This is a genomic window from Micromonospora sp. CPCC 205546 (assembly GCF_036902715.1).
GTDB lineage: Bacteria > Actinomycetota > Actinomycetes > Mycobacteriales > Micromonosporaceae > Micromonospora.
Genome location: NZ_JBAKHL010000001.1, coordinates 250,788 through 277,344, shown reverse-complemented (window position 1 = coordinate 277,344; position 26,557 = coordinate 250,788). Strand labels below are relative to the sequence as shown.

At 75.7% G+C, this 26,557-nt stretch carries 23 protein-coding genes; 12 read left to right on the top strand and 11 right to left on the bottom strand.

The window, feature by feature from the left end:
- The first annotated feature begins 720 nt into the window (after positions 1–720).
- A complete protein-coding gene (locus tag V6U77_RS01320) occupies positions 721–1,374 on the top strand; it encodes a C39 family peptidase (protein ID WP_334604199.1) in 654 nt (217 codons plus the stop codon).
- A 238-nt stretch (positions 1,375–1,612) separates the two neighbouring features.
- Here V6U77_RS01320 and V6U77_RS01315 read toward each other — a convergent pair whose 3' ends face one another.
- A complete protein-coding gene (locus V6U77_RS01315) occupies positions 1,613–2,512 on the bottom strand; it encodes an A/G-specific adenine glycosylase (RefSeq protein ID WP_334604197.1) in 900 nt (299 codons plus the stop codon).
- Positions 2,513–2,654: 142 nt separating this feature from the next.
- Between V6U77_RS01315 and V6U77_RS01310 the strand changes: the two genes are divergently transcribed.
- The 3 genes from V6U77_RS01310 (at position 2,655) to V6U77_RS01300 (ending at position 4,622) form a co-directional block, all read left to right on the top strand.
- Positions 2,655–3,167, top strand: a complete 513-nt coding sequence (locus V6U77_RS01310; protein WP_334604196.1) for a glycine cleavage system protein R — start codon at positions 2,655–2,657, stop codon at positions 3,165–3,167.
- Positions 3,164–3,748, top strand: a complete 585-nt coding sequence (locus V6U77_RS01305; RefSeq protein WP_334604195.1) for a peptide deformylase — start codon at positions 3,164–3,166, stop codon at positions 3,746–3,748. The genes V6U77_RS01310 and V6U77_RS01305 overlap by 4 nt, the downstream gene beginning before the upstream one ends.
- Positions 3,749–3,896: 148 nt before the next feature.
- On the top strand, positions 3,897–4,622 hold the full coding sequence (locus V6U77_RS01300; protein WP_334604194.1) for a hypothetical protein: 726 nt from the start codon (positions 3,897–3,899) through the stop codon (positions 4,620–4,622).
- Between the two features lie 143 nt (positions 4,623–4,765).
- On the opposite strand, the gene disA is transcribed toward V6U77_RS01300, so the two are convergent.
- From disA to V6U77_RS01280, 4 genes are all read right to left on the bottom strand, one after another.
- The gene (gene disA / locus V6U77_RS01295; protein ID WP_334604193.1) at positions 4,766–5,947 is read right to left on the bottom strand and encodes a DNA integrity scanning diadenylate cyclase DisA; all 1,182 of its coding nucleotides are present in this window, start codon (positions 5,945–5,947) and stop codon (positions 4,766–4,768) included.
- A gap of 141 nt (positions 5,948–6,088) precedes the next feature.
- A complete protein-coding gene (gene radA, locus V6U77_RS01290; protein WP_334604192.1) occupies positions 6,089–7,540 on the bottom strand; it encodes a DNA repair protein RadA in 1,452 nt (483 codons plus the stop codon).
- A gap of 88 nt (positions 7,541–7,628) precedes the next feature.
- A complete protein-coding gene (locus V6U77_RS01285) occupies positions 7,629–8,381 on the bottom strand; it encodes a hypothetical protein (protein WP_334604191.1) in 753 nt (250 codons plus the stop codon).
- 139 nt (positions 8,382–8,520) lie between these two features.
- Positions 8,521–9,360: a UbiA family prenyltransferase gene (locus V6U77_RS01280; protein WP_334604189.1), complete on the bottom strand. Its 840-nt coding sequence runs from the start codon at positions 9,358–9,360 to the stop codon at positions 8,521–8,523.
- A gap of 45 nt (positions 9,361–9,405) precedes the next feature.
- On the opposite strand from V6U77_RS01280, the gene V6U77_RS01275 reads away from it, so the two are divergent.
- The 4 genes from V6U77_RS01275 (at position 9,406) to V6U77_RS01260 (ending at position 13,327) form a co-directional block, all read left to right on the top strand.
- Positions 9,406–10,179 carry a methyltransferase domain-containing protein gene (locus V6U77_RS01275; protein ID WP_334604187.1) on the top strand — a complete coding sequence of 258 codons (774 nt, stop codon included), beginning with the start codon at positions 9,406–9,408 and terminating at the stop codon, positions 10,177–10,179.
- A 44-nt stretch (positions 10,180–10,223) separates the two neighbouring features.
- Complete coding sequence (locus tag V6U77_RS01270) at positions 10,224–11,390, top strand: acyl-CoA dehydrogenase family protein (protein ID WP_334604186.1); 1,167 nt, start codon at positions 10,224–10,226, stop codon at positions 11,388–11,390.
- 109 nt (positions 11,391–11,499) lie between these two features.
- Positions 11,500–12,549 carry a type III polyketide synthase gene (locus V6U77_RS01265; RefSeq protein WP_334604185.1) on the top strand — a complete coding sequence of 350 codons (1,050 nt, stop codon included), beginning with the start codon at positions 11,500–11,502 and terminating at the stop codon, positions 12,547–12,549.
- Positions 12,550–12,580: 31 nt separating this feature from the next.
- A complete protein-coding gene (locus tag V6U77_RS01260) occupies positions 12,581–13,327 on the top strand; it encodes a hypothetical protein (protein WP_334604183.1) in 747 nt (248 codons plus the stop codon).
- Between the two features lie 125 nt (positions 13,328–13,452).
- On the opposite strand, the gene V6U77_RS01255 is transcribed toward V6U77_RS01260, so the two are convergent.
- The gene (locus V6U77_RS01255) at positions 13,453–14,148 is read right to left on the bottom strand and encodes a hypothetical protein (protein WP_334604181.1); all 696 of its coding nucleotides are present in this window, start codon (positions 14,146–14,148) and stop codon (positions 13,453–13,455) included.
- A gap of 326 nt (positions 14,149–14,474) precedes the next feature.
- Between V6U77_RS01255 and V6U77_RS01250 the strand changes: the two genes are divergently transcribed.
- The 4 genes from V6U77_RS01250 to V6U77_RS01235 are packed head-to-tail and all read left to right on the top strand — an operon-like array spanning position 14,475 to position 17,247.
- A complete protein-coding gene (locus V6U77_RS01250) occupies positions 14,475–14,960 on the top strand; it encodes a CarD family transcriptional regulator (RefSeq protein WP_007073334.1) in 486 nt (161 codons plus the stop codon).
- A 56-nt stretch (positions 14,961–15,016) separates the two neighbouring features.
- Positions 15,017–15,712, top strand: coding sequence for a 2-C-methyl-D-erythritol 4-phosphate cytidylyltransferase (ispD, locus tag V6U77_RS01245; protein ID WP_334604180.1), 696 nt, complete (start codon positions 15,017–15,019; stop codon positions 15,710–15,712).
- Between the two features lie 16 nt (positions 15,713–15,728).
- Positions 15,729–16,211 (top strand): 2-C-methyl-D-erythritol 2,4-cyclodiphosphate synthase, encoded by a 483-nt coding sequence (gene ispF / locus V6U77_RS01240; protein ID WP_091101607.1) that lies wholly within the window; start codon positions 15,729–15,731, stop codon positions 16,209–16,211.
- Positions 16,212–16,221: 10 nt separating this feature from the next.
- The gene (locus tag V6U77_RS01235) at positions 16,222–17,247 is read left to right on the top strand and encodes a tetratricopeptide repeat protein (protein ID WP_334604178.1); all 1,026 of its coding nucleotides are present in this window, start codon (positions 16,222–16,224) and stop codon (positions 17,245–17,247) included.
- A 134-nt stretch (positions 17,248–17,381) separates the two neighbouring features.
- Here V6U77_RS01235 and V6U77_RS01230 read toward each other — a convergent pair whose 3' ends face one another.
- The 5 genes from V6U77_RS01230 to V6U77_RS01210 form a co-directional block, all read right to left on the bottom strand.
- Positions 17,382–19,190, bottom strand: a complete 1,809-nt coding sequence (locus V6U77_RS01230) for a thiopeptide-type bacteriocin biosynthesis protein (RefSeq protein ID WP_334604177.1) — start codon at positions 19,188–19,190, stop codon at positions 17,382–17,384.
- Between the two features lie 13 nt (positions 19,191–19,203).
- Positions 19,204–22,035 (bottom strand): TOMM precursor leader peptide-binding protein, encoded by a 2,832-nt coding sequence (locus V6U77_RS01225; RefSeq protein ID WP_334604176.1) that lies wholly within the window; start codon positions 22,033–22,035, stop codon positions 19,204–19,206.
- Positions 22,036–22,060: 25 nt separating this feature from the next.
- The gene (locus V6U77_RS01220; protein WP_334604175.1) at positions 22,061–23,188 is read right to left on the bottom strand and encodes a lantibiotic dehydratase C-terminal domain-containing protein; all 1,128 of its coding nucleotides are present in this window, start codon (positions 23,186–23,188) and stop codon (positions 22,061–22,063) included.
- Positions 23,185–26,070 (bottom strand): lantibiotic dehydratase, encoded by a 2,886-nt coding sequence (locus tag V6U77_RS01215; RefSeq protein ID WP_334604174.1) that lies wholly within the window; start codon positions 26,068–26,070, stop codon positions 23,185–23,187. The genes V6U77_RS01220 and V6U77_RS01215 overlap by 4 nt, the downstream gene beginning before the upstream one ends.
- A gap of 103 nt (positions 26,071–26,173) precedes the next feature.
- Positions 26,174–26,410: a thiopeptide-type bacteriocin gene (locus V6U77_RS01210; RefSeq protein WP_334604172.1), complete on the bottom strand. Its 237-nt coding sequence runs from the start codon at positions 26,408–26,410 to the stop codon at positions 26,174–26,176.
- Between the last annotated feature and the right edge of the window lie 147 nt (positions 26,411–26,557).

The following is a 26,557-nucleotide window of genomic DNA, read 5'->3' as shown; positions in this document are numbered from 1 at the left end:
GGTGGGACAGAAAGGCGGGGGGGGGGGGCCCGGGTGGCCCCCCCCCCCGGCCCCCCGCCCTTTCGCTCTCCCGCCCGCCCCCTGCACCGCCCCTGTCCCCGTCCCCGCTCCAGGCCCGCGTGGATCATGCAGTTGTGGTGCCGGTTATCGGCCCGATCGGGCGATTCGCGGTCCACCAGAACTGCATGATCGACGCAGGGAGCGGTGGTGTGTGCCCGTTTGGCCGGTCTGTGGTGGCGGGCGCCACCGGGGTGGCGGGCATGGGTCGGGGCGCCGGGTCGTTGTAACCATCGTGGCCGCGTGACCAGGCCGTTCGATGACCAGGCCGTTCGTCGGCCGTCCGGTCGACCACGGCGACGCACGTGTCGGTCCGGTCGGACCCGATGAGCGGGTGGCCGGCGGAATGCGGGTCCGGCCGGGGTGGTTACATCCCCCGGACCACGGAGCACCATCCGGGCCTGAGCCACCGGGCACCGGCCGCGGAATGACCGGCCCCCCACCGTGGTTACATCCCCGGATCCGGCAGGGCCCGTCGCACGAGCCCCGCGAGACGCGTGGACGTGGAATGTGTGGCCGGCCCGGCCGGTTGCATCCCCCCAGGGACGAGCCTCGGCCCCCCGGCCGCAGGCCCCCGGACGATCTCGACCTTTCCTTTCCCCGCGGCGCACCCGCCCCCCTTGGTGTGTGTCGCGTACCCCCGATCGAAAGGTGCCGACCATCATGCGTACCGACATCTTCCGCAAGACCGCCCTGACCGTTGCCGGGCTCGCCTTCGCCGGCGGCGCCGTCGCCGGCCCCGTCACCGCCGCCGTCGCCGCCCCCGCCCAGGGCAAGCCCGTGGCGGTGAGCCAGGACCGTAAGCAGCACGGCGAGCGTGAGCTGGGCGTGCGCTACGAGGCCCAGCCCAACTTCTACTACTGCGGCCCCGCCGCGACCCGCAACGCCCTGAGCGTGCAGGGCAAGAACATCGACGTTGACGCCATGGCCAAGCAGATGGGCACCACCGAGGCCGGCACCAACTCCATCAACGACATCACCCCGGTGCTGAACAAGGAGAGCGGCAAGGACGCCTACCAGTCGGTGGAGCTCCGCGACGCCAAGGCCGACGACGCCCAGACCGACAAGCTGCGCGCCGACATCGTCACCGCCGTCGACGAGGGCCACGCCGTGGTCGCCAACATCGCCGGCACTGCCATCGACACCGACGGCACCACCCACTCCTTCGAGGGCGGGCACTACATCAGCGTCGTCGGCTACCGCGACAACGGCGACACCGTCACCATCGCCGACTCCGCCGACCCCACCCAGGCCTCCTACCGGATGAGCGTGGACAACCTGGCCGACTGGATCGCCACCCGCGGCTACACCGCCTGACCCGACCGCACGAGAACGACAAGGGCCGGACCCCACGCGGGGGTCCGGCCCTTCGTCATGCCCGCGAGCTGGCCCGTGCCGGCCCGGCGCGGCAGCCAGCCCACCGGGACGGGACCCGTGCACTTCGGCGCGTCCGTCGACCTGGCCGTCAGGCCCACCGGTGCGGCAGCCCACCCGGACCGGCGGCGCGACAGCCCCACCATGGCGGGCGCGGCAGGCCACCGGGTCGGGCGGCGCGTCAGGTCACCGGGATCGGGGGTCCGTCGCCGACGAGGCGGAAGGAGGACTCGCCGACCGGTTCCACGAGACCGTCTCGCACCAGCCCGGCGAGGGCACGGGACCGTTGGACGTCGTCGACCCACACCTGGTCGAGCCGCTGGTGCGGTACCGGCGAGGTCGACTCCCGCAGGACGCCGAGCAGCAGCCCGCGTACCTGGCGGTCGGTGCCGGCGTACCGCTGGGGGCGCCGGGTCGGACCCGCGGGGGCCTCTCGACCGGACGCGCGCCAGGCGCAGACCGACTCGACGGGGCACGCGCCGCAGCGGGGTGAGCGGGCGACGCAGACCACCGCGCCCAGCTCCATGAAGGCCGCGCTGGCCAGGGCGGCGGCGGCCGGTTCGACGGGGAGCAGTTCCTCGGTGGCCACCAGGTCGGCGGGGCGGGTCGCCGGGCCGGCGTCCGGTTCGCCGGCGATGGCCCGGCAGACCACCCGCCGTACGTTGGTGTCGACAACTGGGTGCCGCTGACCGTACGCGAACGCGGCCACCGCCCGGGCCGTGTACGTGCCGACGCCCGGCAGTGCCAGCAGTTGGTCCAGCCGCTGCGGGACCCGGCCGCCGTGGCGCTCGACGATCGCCAGCGCGCAGTCCCGCAGCCGCACCGCCCGGCGGGGGTAGCCGAGCCGCCCCCACATCCGGATCGCCTCCGCGGGGCTGTCCGCCGCCAGCGCGGCCGGCTCCGGCCAGCGTGCCAGCCAGGCCTCCCAGGCGGGCAGTACGCGGACGACCGGTGTCTGCTGGAGCATGACCTCGCTGACCAGGATGGCCCACGGGGTCACGTCGGGCTTGCGCCACGGCAGGTCGCGGGCGTTCTCCTCGTACCACCGGCTGACACGGGCGGCGAAAGTGGGCTCAGTCATCGCGTCGCCGATGATGTCACGCGGCCCGGCGGGGCGGTGGCGCGGGCGACCGGGGCACGACGGCACACGGCGCCGTCCCGCTTGCTGGGCGGTCCGGGCGGGGCGCTGCGGCGACGGCGGGCGGATCGGGCAGAATGCCCGGATGAACGAGCTCGCGATCACTGTCATCGGCCGGGACCGGCCCGGCATCGTGGCCGACGTCGCCGAGGTGCTCGCCCGGCTCGGCGCGAACCTCACCGACAGCACGATGACCCGGCTGCGGGGACACTTCGCGATGACCCTGATCTGCGTGGGTCCGGCCGCCGCCGACGTCGAGGCCGCGCTGGCTCCGCTCTCCGCCGACGGCCAGCTGCTGGCCACCGTACGCGCGGTCACCCCCGACGGCGAGACGGCTCCCGCTGGCGAGCCGTACGTCATGGCGGTGCACGGCGCGGACCGGATGGGGATCGTGGCGGCCATGACCCGGGTGCTCGCCGACGCCGGCGGCAACGTCACCGACCTGAGCACCCGGCTGACCGGTCCGCTCTACGTGGTGGTCGCCGAGGTGGAGTTGCCGCCCGGCACCGCCGACGCGTTGGCCGGGCGGTTGGCGGCCACGGCCGCGGAACTGGGCGTCGGGGTGACCCTCCGGCCGGCCGATCCGGACCTGCTGTGACCGGCGTCGGACATGGCCCGGAGACCGAGGCGTACGTCGGCCTCGGCGACTGGACCCCGGAGTCCCTGGCCGTGCCGGGGGAGGTGCGACCGGTGGTGTCCGCGCCGGAGCAGGTGCTCAGCCGGGCCGGCGGCGAGGTGGACCCGACCGCGGACGAGACCGTACGGCTGGCCGCCGACCTGATCGCCACCATGCGGGTGTCGCCGGGCTGCGTCGGGCTGGCCGCCCCGCAGGTCGGCGTGGGCGCGCAGGTCTTCGCGGTGGACGTGACCGGCCACCCGAAGGCGCTCACCGTGCACGGCACCTTCGTGTTGTGCAACGCCCGGGTCGTCGAGGCGAGCCGCTGGAAGGTGGCCCGCGAGGGATGCATGTCGGTGCCCGACCTGACCGGGGACGTCAAACGGGCGAGCCGGCTGGTGGTGCAGGGCGTGCTGCCCGGCACCGGGCGGCCCGTACGGCTGGTGACGGACGGGTTCGAGGCGCGGGCCCTCCAGCACGAGATCGACCACTGCGCCGGCCTGCTCTTCCTGGACCGGGTGGCCGGCGCGCACGCCGTCTACCAGCGCAAGGTGTACCTCTGAGCGGCGGTGGCACGGCGACCCTGCGTCGCCGTCGGGACACGGTCGGCAGGCGGAATCGTCGTGAGTGGAGGGCCGGTGGGGTGAGCGGTGGGGGACTCGGCGCGTCGCGCGCCGCTGGCGTGCCCCGCGCCGCTACGGTGGGGGCATCATGCGTCTGACGGTCGGCCCCCTGCCACCCGCCGTTTACTGGCGGCGTCGCGCCGTCGTGTTCGGAGCGGGGCTTCTCTTCCTGATTGTCCTGCTCTATTCGTGCACCGGATCGGACCGGAACGCGACCAAGGGCGGCGATGCGCAGCCCTCCGCGGGCACGACGTCGTCGTCCGGCGCCTCGCCGGAGCCCACAGAGTCGGCGCTCACTCCGCAGACCGGGGGGCCTTCGCCCGGTGCCGCGGGTGGCCCTGACGCCGGCGACCCGTCGGACGGGCCGGTCACCACCGACTCGCCGCCGGTGGCGCCGGTCGTACCGGCGGCCGGCGACGGCACCTGCACGGACACCGAGATCACGGTGACCCCGGTGGCCCAGCCCGCCTCGGTGGTGCGAGGGGCTGTGGTGGACCTGCAACTCAAGATCAAGAATCGTTCCGAGCGGACGTGCAGCCGCGACGTCGGCGCCTCCGCGCAGGAGCTGTTCATCAAGTCGGGGGCCGAGAAGATCTGGTCGTCCGACACGTGCGGCACCGCCCAGAGTGCCGACGTGCAGTCCTTCACCCCGGGCTTCGAACGCTCCTACCAGGTGGGTTGGAACGGCCGCGACGCCACCAAGTGCGCCAACGGGGTGGCGGCGGGCCCCCATCCGCCCGCCGGGACGTACCAGGTCTTCGCCCGGGTCGGCACCAAGCTCAGCGGGCCGGTCAAGCTCACCGTCACCGACTGAGCGACCGGGGCCGACGGCTCCGCTCTGGCGCGGCCGGAACCCGTTACGGCTCCCGGTCGGCGCGGCCGGGACCGTTACGGCTCCGCTCTGGCGCGGCCGGGACTGGACGGCTCCGGTCGGCGGCGGTGCTCCGGCCCGGCCGGTCAGACGTAGCGTTCGAGGATCGACGCCTCCGCGAGCCGGGACAGCCCCTCGCGGACGCCCCGGGCGCGGGCGTCGCCGACCCCGTCGACGGCCTGGAGATCCTCCACCGTGGCGCCCAGCAGGCGCTGGAGGCTGCCGAAGTGCACGACGAGGCGGTCGACCACGGCCACCGGCAGTCGGGGCACCTTGGCCAGCAGCCGGAAGCCGCGCGGGCTGACCGCCGCGTCGAGCGCGTCGGACGCGGCCGGGTAGCCGATCGCCTTGGCGACCGCGACCAGGTCGATCAGCTCGGTCGCGCCGAGCAGATCCAGCTCCACCAGCGCCTCGTCGAGGGTGCGGGACTTCCGGCCGGAGGGCAGGTAGTCCCGGATCACCAGGGTGCGGTCGGCGTCGACGCCGGCCATCAGCTCGTCGAGTTGCAGGGCCAGCAGGCGACCGTCGGTGCCCAGTTCCACCACGTAGCCGGCGATCTCGTCGGCGATCCGGCGGACCATCTCGAGCCGCTGCACCACCGCGACCGCGTCCCGTACGGTGACCAGGTCCTCGATCTCGAGGGCGGAGAGGGTGCCGGAGACCTCGTCCAGCCGGAGCTTGTAGCGCTCCAGGGTGGCGAGCGCCTGGTTGGCGCGGGACAGGATCGCCGCCGAGTCGTCCAGCACGTGTCGCTGGCCGTTGACGTAGAGGCTGATGATCCGCATCGACTGGCTGACCGAGATCACCGGGTAGCCGGTCTGGCGGGCGACCCGCTCCGCCGTGCGGTGCCGGGTGCCGGACTCCTCGGTCGGGATGGTGGGGTCGGGCATCAGGTGCACGGCGGCGCGCACGATGCGGGTGCCGTCGCTGGAGAGCACGACCGCGCCGTCCATCTTGCACAGCTCCCGCACCCGGGTGGCGGAGAACTCGACGTCGAGCGGGAACCCGCCCGTGCAGAGACCCTCCACCACCTTGTCGTAGCCGAGGACGATCAGGGCGCCCGTCCGGCCGCGCAGGATGCGCTCGAGACCGTCGCGCAGCGCGGTGCCCGGGGCCATCAGGGCCAGGTTCGCCCGCAACGGGTCGCCGGCGTTTCCGGCGCCGCCGGTCACGCTCACGCTGATCGGGCGGGCGGGTGAGCCCACGGCGCCGGTGCGGGCGTGGGGTGTCGCGCCGGCAGGCTTGGCGGTGTCGCGGTCGATCGGCACGCGCACAGTCTACGGACTGCCCTGCGGTGGGTGCTGTCGTGGTTACTGTGATGTGTCACGATGTCCCGCCTCGCCCGGACCGTGGGTCGGCATCCGAGCTGTCCGATAAAGCGTGGAATGTCGAGTCGACGTCGCCGGCGGTCATTCGGCGGACGCCCGGGCGACGGCCTGGAGCGCCGCGCGCACGTCGGTCACCTCGATCACCCGCATGTGCTCCGGCGTGACGCCGGTGCTCTCGGGACCGCAGCCGGTCGGCACCAGCGCGAGCCGGAACCCGAGCCGGGCCGCCTCGGCCAGCCGGCGCGGCACCGCCCCGACGCGGCGCACCTCGCCGGTCAGGCCGACCTCGCCGATCGCCACCAGGTTCGGCGCGATGGCCAGGTTGAGCCCGCCCGAGGCCACGGCGAGGGCGACGGCGAGGTCGGCCGCCGGCTCCACCACCCGGATGCCGCCGACGGTGGCCGCGAAGACCTCCCGGTCGTGCAGGGTGAGGCGTTCGGTGCGCCGCTGGAGCACGGCCAGCACCATCGCGAGCCGGGCCGAGTCGAGCCCCGAGACCGTCCGCCGGGGCGAGCCGGCCACGGTCGCGCCGATCAGCGCCTGCACCTCGGTGACGAGCGCCCGGCGGCCCTCCATCGCCACCGTGACGCAGGTGCCGGGCACCGGCTCCGCATAGCGGGTGAGGAAGAGCCCGGACGGGTCGGCCAGGCTGCTGATGCCACCCTCGTGCATCTCGAAGCAACCCACCTCGTCGGCGGCGCCGAAGCGGTTCTTCACGCCGCGCACCATGCGCAGCGACGAGTGCTTGTCACCCTCGAAGTGCAGCACCACGTCGACCAGGTGCTCCAGCACCCGCGGGCCGGCCACCTGGCCGTCCTTGGTGACGTGGCCGACCAGCACGGTGGCGATGCCGCGTTCCTTGGCCACCGAGACCAGGGCCGCGGTGACCGCCCGCACCTGGGTCACCCCACCCGACACCCCCTCGGCGCCGGTCGTGGAGATGGTCTGCACCGAGTCGAGCACCAGCAGGCCCGGCTTGACCGCGTCGAGGTGGCCGAGCACCGCAGCGAGGTCGCTCTCGGCCGCGAGGTAGAGCTGGTCGTGCAGGGTGCCCATCCGCTCCGCGCGCAGCCGGACCTGGCTGACCGACTCCTCGCCGCTGACGACCAACGAGGGGCTGCCGGCGCCGGCAGCCCACTGCTGGGCCACGTCGAGCAGGAGGGTGGACTTGCCGACCCCCGGCTCGCCGGCGAGCAGCACCACCGCCCCGGGGACCAGGCCGCCGCCCAGCACCCGGTCGAGCTCGCTGACCCCGGTGGGGCGCGCCCGCGCCGGGGCGGCGCTGATGGTGGCGATCGGCCGGGCCGGCTCGGCCGGCATCCGGGAGCTGACGACCTTTCCGGAGACCGTCGGGCCGGTGACCGTGCACTCGACGACCGAGCCCCACTCGCCGCACTCCGGGCAGCGCCCGACCCACTTCGGCGGCTGGTGTCCGCAGGCGTCGCACTCGTAGGCCGGCCGGGGCTCGCGGGCGGCGGCGCGGCCCCGCCCGGTCCCGCCGGCGCGGGAGGAGGTCGATCGGGAGGTGGTCACACCGGGACGTTAGTCCCCGGGTACGACGAAGACACCGCCGGCGTGGTGGTCGCCACGCCGGCGGTGTCTTCGATCGACGGGTCGGGGGTCAGTGACCGCCGCCCTCCTCCTGGCCCTCGTAGCCGCCCTCGCGCTCGATGATCGGCGACGGGGGAGCAGCCGGGGTGAGCGGCACGGCCACGGGTGCCGGGCCGGTGACCGTGACGCCGTTGCCGAAGTCGAAGGTCACGAAGACGTTCTGGCCGGAGCGCAGCGACTCGTTCAGGCCGATGAGCTGGAGGACCCGGTCGGCCTCGGTGTTGAGCTGCACGTAGCTCAGCGGCGGGATCTCGATCCGGGCCGGCTCGCCGGCCGGCGCGGCGGGGCTCTCCGGTGCCGACGGGCTCTCCGTCGCGCCGGGGCTGGCCGGCTGCGAGGGGCTCTCCGTCGCGCCCGGGCTGGCCGGCTGCGACGGGCTCTCGGGGGCGCTCGGCGACGGCGAGTCGCTCGGGGACGCCGACGGGCTGGCGGTCGCGCCGGCGCCGGTGATCACCACCTCGCGGGCGCTGTCGGTGGTCACGGTCACGGTGACCGGGTTTCGGGAGTCGTTGTAGATCACGGCGTTCAGGACGGCGTTGGCGCCCGCCTTGTAGCCCTCGGTGCCGGGGAAGTCGACCAGCAGGCCGCGGACCGCGTACTCGCCGTTGCGGGCCGACAGGTTGACGCCCTGGACCGACGGCTCCTTGTTGGCGGTCTCGGAGACCTGGCCGGCGCCGCAGCCGGACAGCAGCAGCCCGGTCGCCGCGGCCATCCCGGACAGCAGCAGGGCCGCCCGCCGGGAACCCCTGATCGAGCGCGTCACGTCGGTCCTCCTCGTCACGATCCCACCCGGTGCTCACGCCGGGGGTGGTGGCCCTGCCCGCGCAGACCGCGCTCCAGGGTAGTTGGGCCTGATCCACCGCCGCACGCCGACCCGGAGATGCCACCCGGGGGCGCGTGCCTCAGACGAGCCGGCCGCTCGTCACCAGCAGGACGACGTCGATGAGGGCGACGAGCATCACGGCCCGGAAGGCGGCCACCTGCCGGCCTCCGGCCCGGGTGGCGGCGCGCCCCGCGTACCAGCTCAGCGGCGGCACCACGACGGCGGCCGCGACCGCGGCGAGGCCCATCCCCGACGGCGGCCCGGGCGGCCCGAGGACCAGCGTGGCGGTCGCCGCGAGCAGCAGCAGCGCGGCGGCGGCCCGGCTGCCGGCCGGACCGAGCCGGTGCGGCAGCCCGCGCACCCCCGTCCGGGCGTCGTCGGCCAGGTCGGGCAGCACGTTGGCGAAGTGCGCCCCGGCGCCCAGGCAGGCCGCGGCGGCGACCAGCCAGGCCGGCGGGACCACCGAGCCGGGCAGCGCCAGCACGACGAAGGCGGGCAGCGAACCGAAGGAGACCGCGTAGGGCAGCACCGAGACCGGGGTCGACTTCAGCGGCCAGTCGTAGAGCAGCGCGGAGACCAGCCCGAGGGTGGCGCAGATGGCGGCGGCCGGGGCGGTGCTCAGCGCCAGCGCCGGGGTGGCGAGCGCGGCCACCGCGGCGGCCACGGCCGTGGCGCGCCGGCCGACCGCGCCGGCGGCGACCGGTTTGTCGGTACGCCCCACCGTGGCGTCCCGGTCGGCGTCGAGCGCGTCGTTGGCCCAACCCACGGCGAGCTGGCTGGCCGCGACGGTGAGCACCACGGCGAGAATCCCGGCGGGCCGGTGCCCGACGCCCCACGCCAGCAGCCCGGCCACCGTGGTGACCGCGGCGGCCGGCTCCGGGTGACTCGCCCTGACCAGCCCTAGCACCGTTGGCGACATGAGGAAAGTCTGGTCGTTACCGGGCAGTCGTGCCACGCTCGGTCCATGCCAGACGCGGGCCGCACCCTGCCACGCAACGATCCGCGCCAGTACGACGACCTGGCCGGCGAGTGGTGGCGGCCCGACGGCGCGTTCGCGATGCTGCACTGGTTGGCGCAGGCCCGCGCGGCCCTGGTGCCGCCCGCGTCCCGCCCCGACGCCCTCCTGGTCGACCTCGGCTGCGGCGCCGGGCTGCTCGCCCCGCACCTGGTCGGCAAGGGCTACCGGCACGTGGGTGTCGACCTCACCCGGTCGGCCCTGGAGCAGGCCGCCGCGCACGGGGTGACCGCCGTCAACGGCGACGTCACCGCCGTACCGCTGGCCGACGGCTGCGCCGACGTGGTCGCCGCGGGCGAGTTGCTGGAGCACGTGCCGGACTGGCGGCGCGCGGTGTTCGAGGCGTGCCGGCTGCTGCGGCCCGGCGGCCTGCTGGTCCTGGACACGTTGAACGACACGGCGCTGAGTCGGCTGCTCGCCGTGCGGATCGCCGAACGGCTGCCGACGGTGCCGAGGGGCATCCACGATCCACGGTTGTTCGTGGACGCCCGGGAGCTGGTGGCGGAGTGCGCCCGGCACGGGGTCGACCTGCGCCTGCGGGGCATCCGGCCGGGGATGCCCGGCCTGCTCGGCTGGCTGCTGCGCCGGATGCGCGCCGCCGGCCGCCCGGACGCGGTCGCGGGCGACCGTCGACCCGCGACGGCTGCCGGCCCGACGCCCCGGATCGTGCCGACCTGGTCGACGGCCGTGCTCTACCAGGGGCGTGGCACGCGGAGCGGATAGCGGTGCCCGTCCCTGGGTAGGGAGAGGGCCGAGAAGGGGGCTGTATGACGCAGCACGCGCTCCAGGCGGCTCGCCGCCTGGCACCGAGGCTGGCCGCCCGGGCGGCGGAGCACGACCGGGACGGCTCGTTCCCGACCGAGGACTTCCGGGACCTGCGCGAGGCCGGGCTCTTCGGCCTGATGGTGCCCACCGCGCTCGGCGGCATGGGCGCGACCTTCGCCGAGTACGCCGCGGTCGCCACCGAGTTGGCCCGGGGCAACGGCGCGACCGCCCTGGTCTTCAACATGCACGCCTCGGTCACCGGTGCGCTGGGCGCGGTGACCGAGGAACTGGCGGAGGCGCTCGGGGTGCCGGACGAGGCGCTGGCCGCCCGGGACCGGTTGCTCGCCGCCGCGGCCCAGGGCTCCTGGTACGCGGTGGCGATGAGCGAGCGCGGCGCGGGCGCCCGGCTCTCGCAGCTCAGCACCGTCTACGAGCAGGCCGAGGGCGGTTGGCGCATCAAGGGCAGCAAGACGTTCTGCTCCGGGGCCGGGCACGCGGACGGCTATCTGGTGGCGGCCCGCAGCGCCGCCGACCCGTCGGTGGTCTCGCAGTTCCTGGTGCCGGCCGGCGACGGGTTGACCGTCGAGCCCACCTGGGACTCGCTCGGCATGCGCGCGACGTCCTCGCACGACCTGCACCTGGACGTGGCCGTGCCGGCCGACCGGCTGCTCGGCGGCGTGGAGGGGCTGGCCCTGGTGGTCGCCCAGCTCATGCCGCACTGGCTGGTGGCCAGCTACGCCGCGGTCTACGTCGGGGTCGCCCGGGCGGCGATCGACGCGGCGGCCGAGCACCTGAACGCCCGCAACCTCGCCGGTCTGCCCGCGGTCCGGTCCCGTCTCGGCCGGGCCGACGCGGCGGTGGCGGCGGCCCAGCTGGTGGTCGCGGAGGCGGCCCGCCGGGTCGACGAGGCGCCGGGCGACGCGGAGACCAACCGCTGGGTCTGGCGGGCCAAGCTGCTCGCCGGCACCACCGCCGCCGACGTGGCGGCGTCCATGCTGGAGGCGGCCGGCACGTCCGCCACCCGGCGGGGACATCCGCTGGAGCGGCTCTACCGGGACGCCCGCTGCGGCTCGCTGCACCCGGCGACGTCGGACGTCTGCGCGGACTGGCTCGGCATCGCCGCGCTGGGCGGCGACCCGGACCGCGACGCAACGGTCCCTCGTTGGTGAGCGTGGGGAGTCCGCCGAGGTGGCGGACGCGCGGGCGCACGGTGCGGGGGGCCCGTCCAGGGGCGGCGTCGGCCGCCCCGTGCGCAAGGCCGGACGAGAGGTGGGCATGGTGGCCGTACCGGTGATCGCGGGGCTGGGGACGGCGCATCCGCCGTCGGCCGCGCAGGACGACCTGTGGGAGGGCTTCTTCTCGAAGCACTTCTCCGGCAGCACGCGGGCGCTGGCCGAGCGGATCTTCGCGCACTCGGGGGTCACCCGCCGCCAGGCGGCCGTGAACCCGCTGCTGGAGGACGTCTCCGACTGGCCGACCGAGCGGCGGATGCGCCGCTACCAGGTCGAGGCGCTGCCGCTGGGCAAGGAGGCGGTGGGCCGGGCGCTGACCGCTGCCGGCCTGGCCGCCGGCGACGTCAAGCTCTTCATCGTCTGCTCGTGCACCGGGTACGCCACCCCGGGGCTGGACATCCTGCTCGCCCGGGACCTTGGCATGGCCCCGGACACGCAGCGCATGTTCGTCGGGCACATGGGCTGCTACGCGGCCCTGCCGGGGCTGGGCGCGGCGAGCGACTTCGTCACCGCCCGGGGCCGGCCGGCGCTGCTGCTCTGCGCGGAGCTGACCAGCCTGCACATCCAGCCCTCCAGCGCCCGGGTGGACACCCAGCAGATCGTCTCCCACGCGCTCTTCTCGGACGCCGCGGTCGCCGCCGTGGTCGTCCCCGGCGGCCGGGGGTACGCGCTGCGCGAGGTCACCTCCGTGACGGACACCTCGACGGCCGACCACATGACCTGGGACGTCACCGACACGGGCTTCCGGATGGGGCTGTCGCCGAAGGTGCCGCAGGTGCTCTCCACGCACGTGCGGGACCTGGTCGAGGGGCTGCTGTCCCGGCACGGCGCGACCCTGTCCGAGGTGGACGGCTGGGCGGTGCACCCGGGCGGCCCACGCATCCTGAACGTGGTGGAGCGGGAGCTGGCCCTGCCGCCGGAGGGGCTGGCGGCGTCCCGGGCGACCCTGGACGAGCACGGCAACTGCTCGTCGCCGACCGTGCTGCTGATCCTCGACCGGCTGCGTCGGGCGGCGTCGCCGCCGCGGCGGGTGGTGATGCTCGCGTTCGGCCCCGGCCTGACCCTCTACGCCGCGCTGCTCGAACGACAGGAGTGAGACGCTCGCGGAGTGCGGTTACCCTCTGATGATGGACGCCGATGCGGCAGACCGGCCGGACGCCCGTGAGCACGCGACCCCCGCCGGCTCCGACGACCGGCTGCGCACCGCCGTACTGGCCGTGGCGGGGCTGGCCGCGTTGATCGGCGGCGGCTGGTGGTGGCAGGCCGAGGCGCCGGGCACCGGACCGGTCGGGTCCGCTTCGAGCGCCGCACCCGGGGCCGGCGGCGGGACCGACGGGTCGGCGGCGGCCCGGGTCCACGTCGTCTCCCCGCCAGGACCCGCCAATTCGAGGAGCTTCTGGCTCGTCGACCCGCAGACCGGCGACGCCACCAGGACGGACCCGCGCAGCGGCCTCATCTTCCGGGTCGACCCGGGCAGCGGCACCGCCGTCCGGGTCGACGTCGGACCCGGAGCGCCGGACGCCCGCCGGCGGACGGAGCGGGGGCTCGACGAGGCCGCGCGGCGCGGCGGGCTGGACAGGCTTCCCGACACGGTCTGGACCGCTTGGGGCCTGCTCCGGTCGACGGAGGGGCTCGTCAAGCACGCCTCCGCCGAGGGCGGGGCACGTCACTCGCTCCAGTTCCGCTGCGTCGGCCCGGGCGAGCTGCTGATCGTGATCGACGGCGCGCGGGCGGCGGACCCGATCACCAGTGCCTGCGACGGCTCGGTCACCTCGACGGAGGTCACCGGGCGGGGCGGGCCGTTCCAGGTCTCGCTGTCGAGCGCCAACGCCGAGCCGCTGCGGGTCGAGGCGCAACTGGTCGCCCTGCCCTGACGCGTCGCCCCGCCCGCCCCGGGGGCCGGGGAGGGGCCGCCCCCGGGAGGGGAGGCCACGTCCTGCCGGGCCGCCGTCCCGTGCGGGCGAGGCCGGCGGGTGGCCCTCACCGCCCGGCGTGCGGCTCAGGCGGCGAGTCGGACCAGGTCGGCGCGGTAGTCCTCGGCGGAGCGGATCTCGGGCACCACCGTGACGAGGACGCCGGAGCGGTCCACCAGCAGCGCGGTGGTGGTGCCGGGGCGGGCGGGCAGGCGCAGGAACGCGCGCAGCCCGCCGGCCGGGTCGGCGAGCGGTCGTACGGACGCCCCGGCGGGCGGCGGCGTGACGCGTACGGGTCGGTCGCCGGCGACGGTGACCACCGTCACGCCGGCCGGCGCCAGGGCGGCGGCGGTGGCCACGTCCTGCGGGCAGGGGCAGCCGTCCACCAGGATGATCATCGCTGGCGCCAGTCCGCGCAGGGACACCGGCGACTGGCCCGCGTCGACGAGGTCGAGCGCGGGCAGCGGTCGACCGGCCGCCCCGGCCCGCGGGGCGTGCGGGGCGGGGGTGGGCTCCGGTGCGGACCGGCCGGACCGGGGCCAGGTGACCGCCGCGAGGCCGGCGAGGGTGGTCAGCACCGCGACCAGCAGCACCAGCAGGGGCAGGGCGAGCGGCGACCGCAGCGGCGCGGGCGGGACGGCGCGACGGGGTGTGACGCGTAGCTCGCGGCGGATCTGCGCGGTCTCGGCCGCCAGGGCGGAGGCGTCGTCCGGCACGACCACCCGACCCCACTCCGGCGGCAGGTCGGGCAGCCCGGGGCCGTCTGCGTCGGGCTTGCCCATCGGACCCCCAGGACGTCTCGGCGCGCGGACAGCGGCTCGACCTCCAGCGTCCCGCACGGGGCCGGCTCCCGCTACACCTGGGCGCGTACCCGTCGGGCCGGGTACCATGGGAAGAGCGCATAGCCCTTGATCTCGACGTTCGCGTCACCCGTACCGGGACGTCATCCAAGCGTTACGGAGCGTGGTCAAACCACTGGTTTGGCGGCCTGTCAAGCTGAAGCAAGACCTCTCACAGGGCCCCTGAGCTGCGCCAACGGTCAGGACAGCGGTGAGACATCGGTGCCTGAGCGTGTTACCCTAGACACAGCGAAAGGGGTTTCGAACCTATGGTTTTCAGTGTCGGCGAGACCGTTGTTTACCCCCACCACGGGGCCGCACTCATCGAGGCAATCGAGACTCGGGTCATCAAGGGCGAGCCTAAGCAATACCTCGTCCTGAGGGTCGCACAGGGTGACCTGACGGTCCGGGTTCCCGCCGAGAACGCCGAGATCGTGGGTGTGCGCGAGGTGGTCGGCGAAGAGGGCCTCGGCAAGGTCTTCGACGTGCTCCGTGCACCGCACACCGAGGAGCCGACCAACTGGTCGCGGCGTTACAAGGCGAATCTGGAGAAGCTGGCCTCCGGTAACCCGCTGAAGGTCGCCGAGGTCGTGCGCGACCTGTGGCGGCGGGAGCGGGAGCGGGGTCTCTCCGCGGGTGAGAAGCGCATGCTCGCGAAGGCCCGCGACATTCTCGTCGGCGAGGTCGCGCTGGCCGAGAAGAGCACCAAGGACGAGGCGGAGACGCTGCTCGACAAGGTCCTCACCGAGGCCTAGTCCCCGCAGCATCGTCGTACCCGATTCGTAGCGAACAAACCACCGAGGACCGCGACGTGACCGCGCAGCTCAATCCGTGCGGTGACGTCGCGGTCCTCGTGCCTGCGGCCGGTGCCGGCGTACGGCTCGGCCCCGGCCGGCCCAAGGCGTTGCGGCTGCTCGGCGGCGAGCCCCTGCTGGTGCACGCGGTCCGCCGGCTCGCCGCCGCGCCGTCGGTGCACACCATCGTCGTGGCCGCCCCGGCCGCCGAGGTGGCGGCGGTACGCGACCTGCTCGCCCCGATCGCCCCGGTGACCGTGGTGCCGGGCGGCGCCGAGCGACAGGCGTCGGTGGCCGCCGCCCTCGCGGCGGTGCCCGCCGGCCCGCAGATCGTCCTCGTGCACGACGCCGCCCGTGCGCTGACCCCGCCCGAGCTGGTGGAGTCCGTCGCGGCGGCCGTCCGCGCGGGTCGCGACGCGGTGATCCCGGTGCTTCCCGTCGTCGACACGATCAAGGAGGTCGACGCCGACGAGGTCGTCCTCGGCACCGTCGACCGCTCCGCCCTGCGGGCGGTGCAGACCCCGCAGGGCTTCCGTCGGGCGGTGCTGACCGCCGCACACGCCGCCGCCGGCGACCCGCTCACCGACGACGCCGGGCTGGTCGAGAAGCAGGGTGTCCCGGTGTCCTGCGTCCCCGGCTCGGAATACGCGCTGAAGGTCACCCGCCCGTTCGACCTGGCGCTGGCCGAGCACCTGCTCGCCACGGGCGCCTGACGCGTACCCTCTTCGCATGATCGTTCCCCGGGTGGCCATCGGCACCGACGTGCACGCCTTCGAGGCGGGCCGGCCGTGCTGGGTGGCCGGTCTGCACTGGCCCGACCAGGACGGCCTGGCCGGGCACTCCGACGCCGACGTGGCCGCGCACGCCGCCTGCAACGCGCTGCTCTCGGCGGCGGGCCTCGGGGACCTGGGCGCCAACTTCGGGGTGGGCCAGCCCGAGTGGGCCGGCGCGTCGGGCGTCGCCCTGCTCACCGAGAGCGCCCGCCGGGTGCGGGCCGCCGGCTTCGCGATCGGCAACGTGTCCGTGCAGGTGATAGGCAACCGGCCCAAGATCGGCCCACGCCGCGAGGAGGCCCAGCGGGTGCTCTCGGAGGCGGTCGGCGCGCCGGTGACCGTCTCGGCGGCCACCACCGACGGGCTCGGCTTCCCGGGGCGCGGCGAGGGCCTCACCGGCATCGCGGTGGCCCTGGTGTACGAGGCTCCGGCCGCCTAGGCTCGCCGCGATGTCCAGCGACGCCACCTCCGACCGGTCCGCCGCCGACGGGTACCTCCAGCGCGCCCGGCTCCTCGCCGAACTGGGCCGCTACGACGAGGCGGCGGCCGAGGTCTCCTACGCCGTCGCCCTGGACCCGGCCGACGCCGGGGCGTTGACCGTGCTGTCCCGGGTCCACCTCGCGGCCGGACGGCCGACGGAGGCGCTGACCGCCGCCGACGCCGCCGTGGCCGTCGCCCCGGAGAGCGTCGCGGCGCTGGTCGCCCGCGCACTCGCCCTCGGCGATCTGGAGGAGTACGCCGAGGCGGCCCGTACCGCCGACCGGATCCTGGCACTGGGGCCCGACGACGCGTACGCCCAGAGCAGCGCGGCGGCGATCCTGGCCGGCTCGCGCAACGGGCAGCCGGCGCTGAACGCGGCCTGGCGCGGGGTCGAGCTGGCGCCCGAGGACCCGCAGGCGCACCTGGTGCTGGGCCTGGTGGCGGCGAACATGCGGATGTTCGACCTGGCCGAGCGCGCCTACCGGGAGGCGCTGCGGCTGGACCCCCAACTCGCCGAGGCCCGGCACGACATCGGGGTGCTGCGGCTGGAGCAGCGGCGCTGGAGCGAGGCCTTGGAACACCTCGCCGAGGCGGCCGCGGTGAGCCCCGGGCGGGTCGACTCCGGCCGGACCATCTCGCTCGGCCTGCGCCAGCTCGTGGTCTACGGCGCGGGCTGGACGATGATCACCGCCGTGCTGATCGCCTGCCTGGCGCCGGGCAGCGCGGGGCTGTCCCGGGTCGCGGCGGCGTTCGCGGCGCTCGGCGGGGCCCTGGTGGTCTGGCGCTTCGCCGCCCGGCTGCCCGGCCTGTCGCGGACCATCCTGCCGAGCCTGCTGCGCTCCGACCGCACGCTGGCGGCGGCCGTCTACGCGGCGGCCGTCGCACCGGCGCTGATCCTGCTCTACGCCCTGGTCGGCACCCCGTGGCCGCTGGTCCTCGCCATCGTCGCCGCGGCCGCCGCCGAAGTCGCCGTGCTCTCCCGCACCACGGTCTGAGCCGGCACCGACCGGTCCGCACCGGCCGCTCCCGCAGGCTGACCCGCCGGCCGCGCCCGCCGGTTCACCGGTCCGCCGCGCCCGCCGGCTGACCCGCCGGCCGCGCCCGCGAGCCGCTCCCGCCGGTCTCGCCCTCAGCCGAGGGCGAGGGCGTAGAAGACGCTGACGTCCAGCCCGTCGAGCAGCAGCAGGTGGTTGAGCTCGTCGTCGAAGAATCCGCCGAGCGGGGCGGCGGAGAGCCCGAGGGCAGTCGCGGCGAGCAGCAGGTTCTGGGCGAGGTGGCCGGTCTCCATGGCGGCGAACCGGTAGCCGCGCAGCCCGTACCGGGCCCTGGCCCGTCGCAGGTCGGCGACGACGAAGAGCCAGAGCGGCACCGTCTCGACGTCGAGCCCGTTCGGACCGGGGGGGACGTCGGTCCCGGTGGGTGCGAACTGCGGTGCGACCCGGGACAGCCGGTCGGTGCCCGGATCGGGCGCCAGCCGCTGCAGGGCGTGCCGCTGCGGCAGGTACTCGTAGAGCGCCGCCCGCACCGAGGCGACCCGGCGGGGAAGCACCAGCAGCCGGGTGGTCGCCAGGGCGCCCGGAGTCGGGTACGCCAGTCGCCGCTGGCCAGTGCGCGCCGGCGCGGTGTCACCCGCCGCGTAGCGCAGCAGCCGGCCCAGCTCCGCCTCGTCGGGCTCCCCGCCGCCGAAGTCGTACCGGGTGCGGCGGTCGAGCAACACCGCCGCGAGCGTGGTGTCGGCGAGCACACCCGGCGTCGGCTCGGGCAGTGTCAGCGTCACGACGTCGGGCGGGAGGGGCCGCTCCGGTGCGGACTCGACGGTACGGGGACGCTGACTCGGCCACTGCGTACGGAGGAACTTCGACCGCTCGTGGTAGGCCCGGTCCGGGGCGTCGACCCCGTCGGCGTGGAAGTCGGAGGCGGTGGCGGCGACCGTCGTCGGGGCGCTGCCGTCCGTCGCGGCCGGTGCGGCGTGCGCCGTGGCCGGTGTGACGTGTGCCAGCGACGCCAACCAGGCGAGGTGGCACTCGGCCGGGATGCTCAGCCCGAGCCGGTTGTGCAGCATGTGCAGCTGCGACGAGAGGATGCCGGGCACCGTCCCGCGCAACCGGCCCCGCCCGTCGAGCGCGCGTAGCCGCGCGACGTAGGCGGCGACCTCGTCCGCCCAGTAGTTCACGGTCGTGCCGGCACCCCGGTTCCGCGTGACGATGTCGGCGATGAGCCGCTGCCGGGCCGGGTAGACGGACGGGTCGGCGTGGAAGTCGCGTTCCGCGGCGGCCAGGGCCAGGCCGAGGTCCTGGCCGTGCGACTCGGGCACGAGCGCCCACCCGTTGGCATAGCCGCGCAGGAACCGCACCGCCTCGTGCCCGACGAGACCGCTGGCGGTGAGGAACCCGAACAACAGGTCAACGGTGGTCGACCGACGCCGGGCGGGCGGGGCGTCGAGCAGCGCGGCGGCGACCCGGCTGGACGCGGCGAAGAGTTCCTCGGCCGCACCGATCGCGTCCGGGCCGCCGTACCGGTCGATCTCCGGTTGGTACGGCCGTTCGAGCACCGTGCCGTGCGGATGCCAGCCCAGCTCCGGCCCACCGCCGGCCCCGTGCCCACCGCCGGTCTGGTGCCCCGCATGGGTCTGGTCGGAGGTGTGCACTCCGAACTGGGCGTACCACTGCGCCGGACGCAGTTCCCGGGCGGGCGGCGGCAGCGCGGCGACCGCCTCGACCAGCCCGGCGCGCATCCGGCGCAGCGTCTCCGGCGTCGCGTCGGCCACCCGCCAGCGCAGGTGCGGGCCGCCCTCCCAGTACCGGACGAAGAACCAGGAGGAGATCTCGCCCCGGGCGAGCAGGTCCGTCGTGGTCGGCACGATGTGCTCCCGCAGCACCCTCTCGGTGCTTTCGGACCCGGCGTGCAGGTGTACGTGCAGGGCGGACCAGCGACCCATGCAGGGCTCTCCTTCAGGGGAACGGGTGGGGCAGGACCGGGCGACCGGGGGTGGCGAGCCGGGCCTGCCGCAGGCGGGGCAGGTCGACCCGCCGGTTGAGGTGTCCGAAGGTCATCGGCACCGCCCCGGGCGCGAGCACCTTGACGGCGGCCAGGCCGAGGCGGCGCTCGGCCGCCCCGGTCTGGTCCACCACCAGCGGCGGCGTACCGGCGGCGGCCATCGCGTCGACGACCCTGCGCAGCACCTCGGTCAGGTCGGGGTGCGACCACCGGTCGCGCCAGCCGGCGAAGTGCTCGTCGAGCGGCCGCGCCGGGCCGGCGGCGGCCTCGCGGAGCGCGAAGTCGAACCGGGGCAGGGTCTCTGGCAGCAGGTGCAGGGCGGCGTGGTCCCCCAGTTCGTCCACCAGATCGGCGTCGGCGAGCATGGCGAGCAGCCGGTCCCGCGGCGGACGGGCCACCTTCGCCGCGACCGCCACGTTGACCCCGACCTCCAGGACCGCAGCCGCGGCGGCCCGGCGGGGATCGGGATGCGCCCCGGCGGCGGAGAAGGTCGCGCCCCGGTCGGTCCGGTCGGTGACGGCGAGGGCCCAGACGGCCGGGATCCCGACGTCGCTGGTGACGTCGAGCAGGTGCAGCCGGTAGCCCTCCGCCGCGATCCGGTCGGCGAGGTGCCGGGTCAGCGGATCGACGTCGGGCGGCAGTGCCAGCGCCGGTGGCGTACGGCCGGCGTACCAGGTGAGCAGGAAGGCGTCCCGCTCGATCGTCTCCAGGCAGGCGTGCAGGGTGGCCTCCTCCAGACAGCCACCCACGGCGCAGCCGCTGGAGGACTCGCGGAGGAAGCGGGCGGCTCCGGGCCGCGCCACCCCGTAGTAGGCCGCGTGCTCCGGCACGAGGACCGGCCGACCGGCGGCCAGGTCGTACGCCCACACCCACGACGTGACCGTGTCCGGGGTGTAGGGGCCGAGCCGGTACGCCCGATGGCGGACGGCCTCGTGCTCCGGCAGGCCCAGCCGGGCGGGGTCGACGGCCTCGGCGGCCAGCTCCCGGTAGCTGCCCAGCGTCGTCGTCAGGCGGCCCTGCGGGCAGCGCCCCGCCTCCCGTTCGACCGCTTCCAGCAGCGCCAACGCCTGCGCGGTCGGCTGGTCCGCGGCCCGACCGTACCCACCGACCCGACCGGACCGGCCGGGGACGGGCATCTCCGCCGCCGCGAGCGCGAGCGGGCCCTGGCGGTCGGTGTGAAGGTGCGTGACCGGCCCGTACCGGTGATCGACGAGTTCGGCGCGGAGTACGGCCAGGTCCGGCGGCCCGGGACGGATCCGGAGTCGGTCGGGTGTCGGTTGCCGGCGGGAGCGCAGGGTGATCGTGGCGGCGGTGGCCGAGTCGGGCGGCAGGGCCCCGCAGGCCGGACAGTCCGGCACCGCCCGGATCAGGTGCCGACCGACCGAGCCGTCGCGGACCGACAACACGCTGGCGACGCGGGGGTCGGCGTCGTCGGCGAGCCGGTCGGCGACCAACTCCCCGATCAGCCCCAGCCAGTACGGCGGCAGTGGCAGCGGCCGGCCGTCGGCGAGCAGCGCGGCGGTGCTGCCGGCACCGAGGACGGCCTGACGCCGGGTGTCCGCGCACCGCAGGCAGCCGCCGGCACCGGGGCTGCCCAGCGGGCCGATCTCGATCACCGTCCCGCGCACCCGCACCGGCAGGTACGCCCTGCCGGCCGCGTGGGCGGCCTGCTGTTCGGCCAGGTGCCGGGCCGCCGGCCAGTCCGCCCCGACGCCCACCGACACGGGCCGACCCCTCCGTCGTCGTACGGCTGAGGTGCCGGCGGCGATCGCCCGGACCAGGTGGTCGTCGTCTCCGATCACCCGAACCGGGCCGTCCTGCGCCGCGCCCGAGCCGGGGGGCGCGGTTCCGGGGTCGGCCGCTCCCGCCGTCGGTCCGGTGCCCGGCGCCGGGGCACCGGCGAGCGCCCCGGTCCTCGCCGCGGGCGGCCGAGCCTGTCGGCCGGTCGGCTCGCCGACGCGCTCGACGATCCCGCCGCGCAGCGAGAGCGCCGTGCCGTCGGCGAGCCCGGCCAGCACGCGTACCACCTCGTGCGCCACGAGGAACGGCAGCAGCCGGTGGTCGGCTGCCCGCACGGCCGGACCGGCGCCCGTGGCTCCAGCGGCCGGGGCTTCGGCGGCGCGGCCCGGGTCGGTCTGGCCTGCGTCGGCCCTGCCGGCCTGGCCTGTGTCGGTGGTATGGCCCGGGGTGGCGGGGCGACTGGCCGGGGCCAGCGGGCCGATCAGGGCACCGTCCGGGCGGATCGTCACCGGTAACACCGCCGGTCGAGAGGAGTCGTGCCGCCGGGACGCGGCCCGGCGGCACGGGTGGCCGGGCGGCTCCCGCCGGTCGCCCGGGTCCTGCGGGTGCACGCACACGACGAGGTCCGCGCCGTCCCCGGTGGACAGCCCGGACGCCGTCAGTACCGCCCGCACGGCCGGCGGAAGGTCGCCCTCGCCGGCGACCTCGACCGGGCGCCGCGACACCGCGTCGAGTGCTGCTGCCGGATCCGGCGCGAGCCCCGCCAGGCAGGCCGCCAACGGGTGGGCGTCACGTGCCACACGGACGTCGACCAGGACGTCGTGCTCGGCGAGGAGGCCGAGCAGCCAGCCCACCGCCCTGGCGGTCCGGTCGGGCAGTCCGAGGGTGGCGGTCTCCGGGTCGAGGCCCCGGCGCAGGAGCGGCTCCAGCCGTCGCCACAGCTCGCCGGCGACCGGCGGGCAGGTCACCACCGAACCGGACCACCAGCCGCCCACGAGCAGCCCGCCCTCGACCACCCGGAGCAGGGTGCCCGGTCGCAGGGTCACCGCGCCCACGTCGCCTCCACCCGGGTCATCCGGTGCGGGCGGCGAAGGCATCCTGCCAGGACACACCGTGGATCTCCTGGGTCGCCTCGACGAGCAGGTGGGCGCCGAGGTACCGCTCCAGCGGCGCGACGTCGCAGAGCATCAGCAGTTGGTAGAGCATGTTCGTGCAGAACCGGTAGATCTGGAACTCCCGGCTCGCGGCGATCCGCTGGAAGCCCGACGCCTCCAGCGCCTGGTGGTAGGCGCTCGCCCCGCGACGGCTCAGGTCCCACCGGATCGCCGTGGCGTCGTCGAACGAGGTGGTGAGACGCCGGAACTCGGCGGAGAAGGCACCGTTGAGCGCACCCGCGTCGTACGCCCGCTCGGCGATGCGCCACGCGGCCGCGCTCCAGGCCCGCCACGCCGCCGCCACCGGCTCGGTGGTGTCCGGCGTGGACGCCTGCCGGACCAGGCCGTGGTACCGCCCGCCGGCCCGTTCGGCGAAGGCCGCGAAGCGCGGGCGCAGGAGGTCGTCCCGCTCGCCGAAGAGGAAGTCCTCCAGGTGGGACAGGAAGGTGTGGTAGCCGGACAGCAGCCGTCCGGGCCAGGTGTCCGCGTGCGCGGCCATGGCGGTGACCACCACGCCCACCCGGGCGGCCTGGGCGTCTCCGACGAGCGCGAGCTGATCGAGCGACACCCGCACGGGAGCCAGCCCGGCGGCGAGGACGTCGGCGCGGCATTCGACCGCGCCCGGGGTGCCGAGCAGCGCGACCAGGGCACTCTGGTCGCCGTCGGTCACCAGCACCGTGTTGTCGGGCCGGATCGGGTCGTACGGGGGCGGCACGAGTTCGGCCCGGCCGGCCGCCTCGGACCGGCGCAGCAGCAGCTCCTCGTCGAGGCCGGCACGCGACGGTGTCACCGCCAGGTGCTCGCGCAGCCGCTCGGCGGCTTCGGCGGCCGCCGCGGCCCGGTGCGCCTCGGGCCCGCGCAGCCGCAGGCGTACGTGCGGGCCGTGCAGCCAGTGCCGCTCCAGGTGGACGGAGAGCCCGGCACCGCGCAACCGCTCGGCGACGGGCAGGACGGCGTCGCGCAGCAGCGGTGCCTTGACCTCCTCGTGGTAGTGACACCAGACGTCGGTGGTCGGAGTCAGTCCGGTCGTGCTCGGCTCGGTCATGGCTCGACTCCACTCGGCTCGATGGTGCGGTCGGACGGCCAGCGCCGGTCGGGTTCACGTCGGTCGACGAGTTCCGAGGTCACGCGGTCAGTCACGGAAGGGGCCGCCGGCAGGTAGGTCTCGACGACCAGTTCGGTGACCCGGTGCGGCCGGTCGTGGCCGGCGGGGCGGGGCAGGGCCTCCTCGACGACCAACCGGCCGGTGATCCGCCCGAGCCATCGGGGCACGCTGCGCAGGTGCAGCGGGCTGGCCAGGTCGACGAACTGCGGCTTGGGTCGGGCGACCGCCTCCCGGAGCCCGGCGATCGTCGGGGGAGGCGGGGGCGCGGACGCGTGCTCCGACGGGTGCCGGGCCTGGTCGCCGGGTTGCTGGGCGGCGTGGCCCGGCGCGGGCTGCTGCCCGCCGTGGCGGCCACCCTGGTTGAGGAAGACCTGGTCGGGCAGGTCCCAGCCCGCCCGCAGCGCCGCGGCGGCGGCGACCGACGGCGTGCCGAGCCCGCGAAGGTGCCGCTCGGCGCCGTCGTCGAAGCGCCAGCTCCGGCGGGCGAGGACGACCCGGCCGCAGCGGAGCCGGTCGGAGACCACGGCTCGGCCGCCCGGACCGGACACCGTGCGAGTCGCGGCCAGGTGGCGGAGCCCGACCTCGCTGGTGCCCAGGTCGCCGAGCAGCGCGGCCACCCGGGCCGGCAGCGCCGGCGGCGCGAGGAAGCCGAGGTACAGCACGTCGAGCAGCTCACCGGTGGCCGGATCGAGCAGCCGGATCTGGTCGCTGGCCAGGTCGTGCACCAGCTCGATCGAGGCGAGGTCGAGCCCGCCCAGTCGCCGGTCGTCGCCGATGTCCTCGCCCACCAGCAGCGGGTGCAGGTTCGCGTTGAAGCCGTGCACCGGCCGGAACTGGGCCACCCGGCCGGGCAGCACCCGGCGGAGCTGGGCGGCAACCGTGTCGCGCATGCCGGTGTCGCCGAAGAGGTCCAGGAAGCGACTGGTGAACCGGCCCCAACCGCCGTAGATGTGGTTGAGGTGCAGCGATCCGTCCGGGCCGTGCTGGCCGAAGAAGGCGTACGACACCGGTCGGGCCCGCAGCCAGCGGGGCAGTGCCGCGGCCGCCTCGGCGACGAGTCCGGCGGCGACGACGGTCTCCACGCCGTCGCTCGCCCCGTCGGCGCGTACGGCGCGCACCACCTCCTGACGCAGCGCGGCCAGCGCGGCCAGCTCGGGCACCTGGTCGACCGGGCCGCCCGTCAGGCTCCCGTCCGGGGTGATCGCCGGCAGGTCACCGAAGCCGGCGCCCACCTCGCCGAAGAACTCGCCGAGGTCGGCACAGCGGCCCGCGGGACCGTAGCGTTCGACGAACCGGTGTCGCAGGAGCCGGCGCGTCACCTGGTCCCTGTCGAACAGCAGGGCGAGGCTGGTCAGCGCGGCGAGGTCGGCGGTGTCCGCGGGCGGTCGGGTCAGGCGTACCGGTCCGGGCAGCACGACGTCCTCGGTGACGGGCGCGTGGGGCGGCGCGGTGGCGCCGAGCTGCTCCAGGGCCTGCTGCCAGCTGGCGCCGATGCGCCGTACGAGCGCGCCACGTCGCGCCGCGTCGACCTCGGCCAGCGACCGGATGTCCTGGTCGAGTTGTCGTACCTGGTCGGCGAGGGCGGGCGCGCCGGTGTCGCCGAGCCAGTCGGCGACCGCCGCCAGCGCCGCCGGGTCGTGCTCGGTGGTCGGGGGCACCGGGACCAGCAGGCGTTCGTCGCAGAGCCGGGTGACGAGGCGCCGCGCGCGGCCTTCGGCCTCGGCGGCGTCGGCGGCGGGGCGTGCGGCGCCCCGGGCGAGGGCCGCCACGAGGTCCGCCGGCGGGTGCCCGCCGGGTGCGGCGCGGAGCACCCGGATGATCGCGGCCAGTGCGGGCCGCAGCGGCATCCGGACGCGCTCCTCCCGGATCGCCGGCATGCCGTCGGCGCCGGTCGTCGGGTGCTCCCGGTAGAACACCACGTGCCCGTCGTGCGCGCGCGTGCCCGGTGCCAGCCGGTGCGGGATCCGCGGCAGCTGGCCCGGGCGGCTGCTCCCGGCCAGGAAGAGGCTGGCGACCAGGCTGGCGGGAGGGCGGGTCACCGCCACCGGTTCTCCCGCTGCCGTCAGGTCCAGGCCCGCCACGAGGTCCAGGTTGGCCGGCAGCGCCCGGTCGGGCGGGGGCGTCGGCGGGGCGGGGACGGCCCCCGTGTCCGGCCAGGGGGCCCAGCCGACGACGGTGAACCAGGACAGCGGGCTGGTCCGGGTGGTGGCCCGCAGGGCGTACCGGAGCACGGTGGGTTCGGACTTGCGACCGCGGGCGTCCGGGTCGCCGCCGCGCGCCGCCGCCCGCCGCACCGCCGCCAGCAGCTCGGGGCTGGTCAACGCGGCGGCCCGACCGAACGCCTCGCTGCCGCACAGGGCGGCGAGCGCGGCGCGCTCCTCGACCAGCGCGGCGTCGGACCCGGCGTCGACGGCGGCGGTGAGCCGGTCGACCTCGGCTCGGACCCGCAGCCAGCGCCCCAGCGCCGGCAGCCGGCCGGGCAGGTCGCCGAGCCGGGCCCGGAGGTCGTCGGCCGGGGAGCGGCCGTTGTGGACGTCGCGCCGCAGCGGCAGCAGGACCGAGCGGCGGTACGCCGTCGAGGCCTGGCCGCCGAGCCGGTACAGCTCCCCGGTGAGTCCGGGGCCGAGGGCCCGGCACTCGACCAGCCGGTCGACGAGCTGGTCCTGGAGGCGACGCAGGTGCCGTCCGGCCGGTCCGGCCGCCGGCTGGTCCACCGCCGTCCGGCGGACCAGCACGTACGGAGCGACCTGCACCGTCGACGCGGCTCGGCGGTTCGCTGCCGGAGCCGGCGGCGGGGCAGGGGACTGGCGGGTGGTTGTCACGCGTTCCTCCGTACGCGGTCGTCGACCGCGACCACGGTCGAGCCGGCGGGGCCGGCGAGTCGCCACTGTCGGCGTCCCGGCCCCACCGGTCGGTCACGGTCTGTTACTGGGGCAGCTCGTAGGCGCAGGAGGAGTAGCCGAGCCACTCCCAGACGATCGAGACGCTCGCCGAGGCGCCGGTCTCCGGCAAGGCCACCGACTCGCGTACCGCGTGCACCTCCAGCAGGTCGGACATCTCGAGGTCGGTCAGGTTGAGGTCTTCCAGGTCGGCCAGGGTGGCCGTCATGTCGCGCATCGGGTACTCCGATTCCAGGGGGATGTCGTCGACGAACAAGCGCACTTGTCGATGACAAGATGGACAGTGCGCAAGATGTTAGTCAGGTCCGCCCACGAACCAGTCGTCCGACCGTCCAGTCGCCGATGGCCGTATGACGGCCGCCGGCTGACGATCAGAAGGAACCGCGATCACGCGGACGATGTGCGGGAG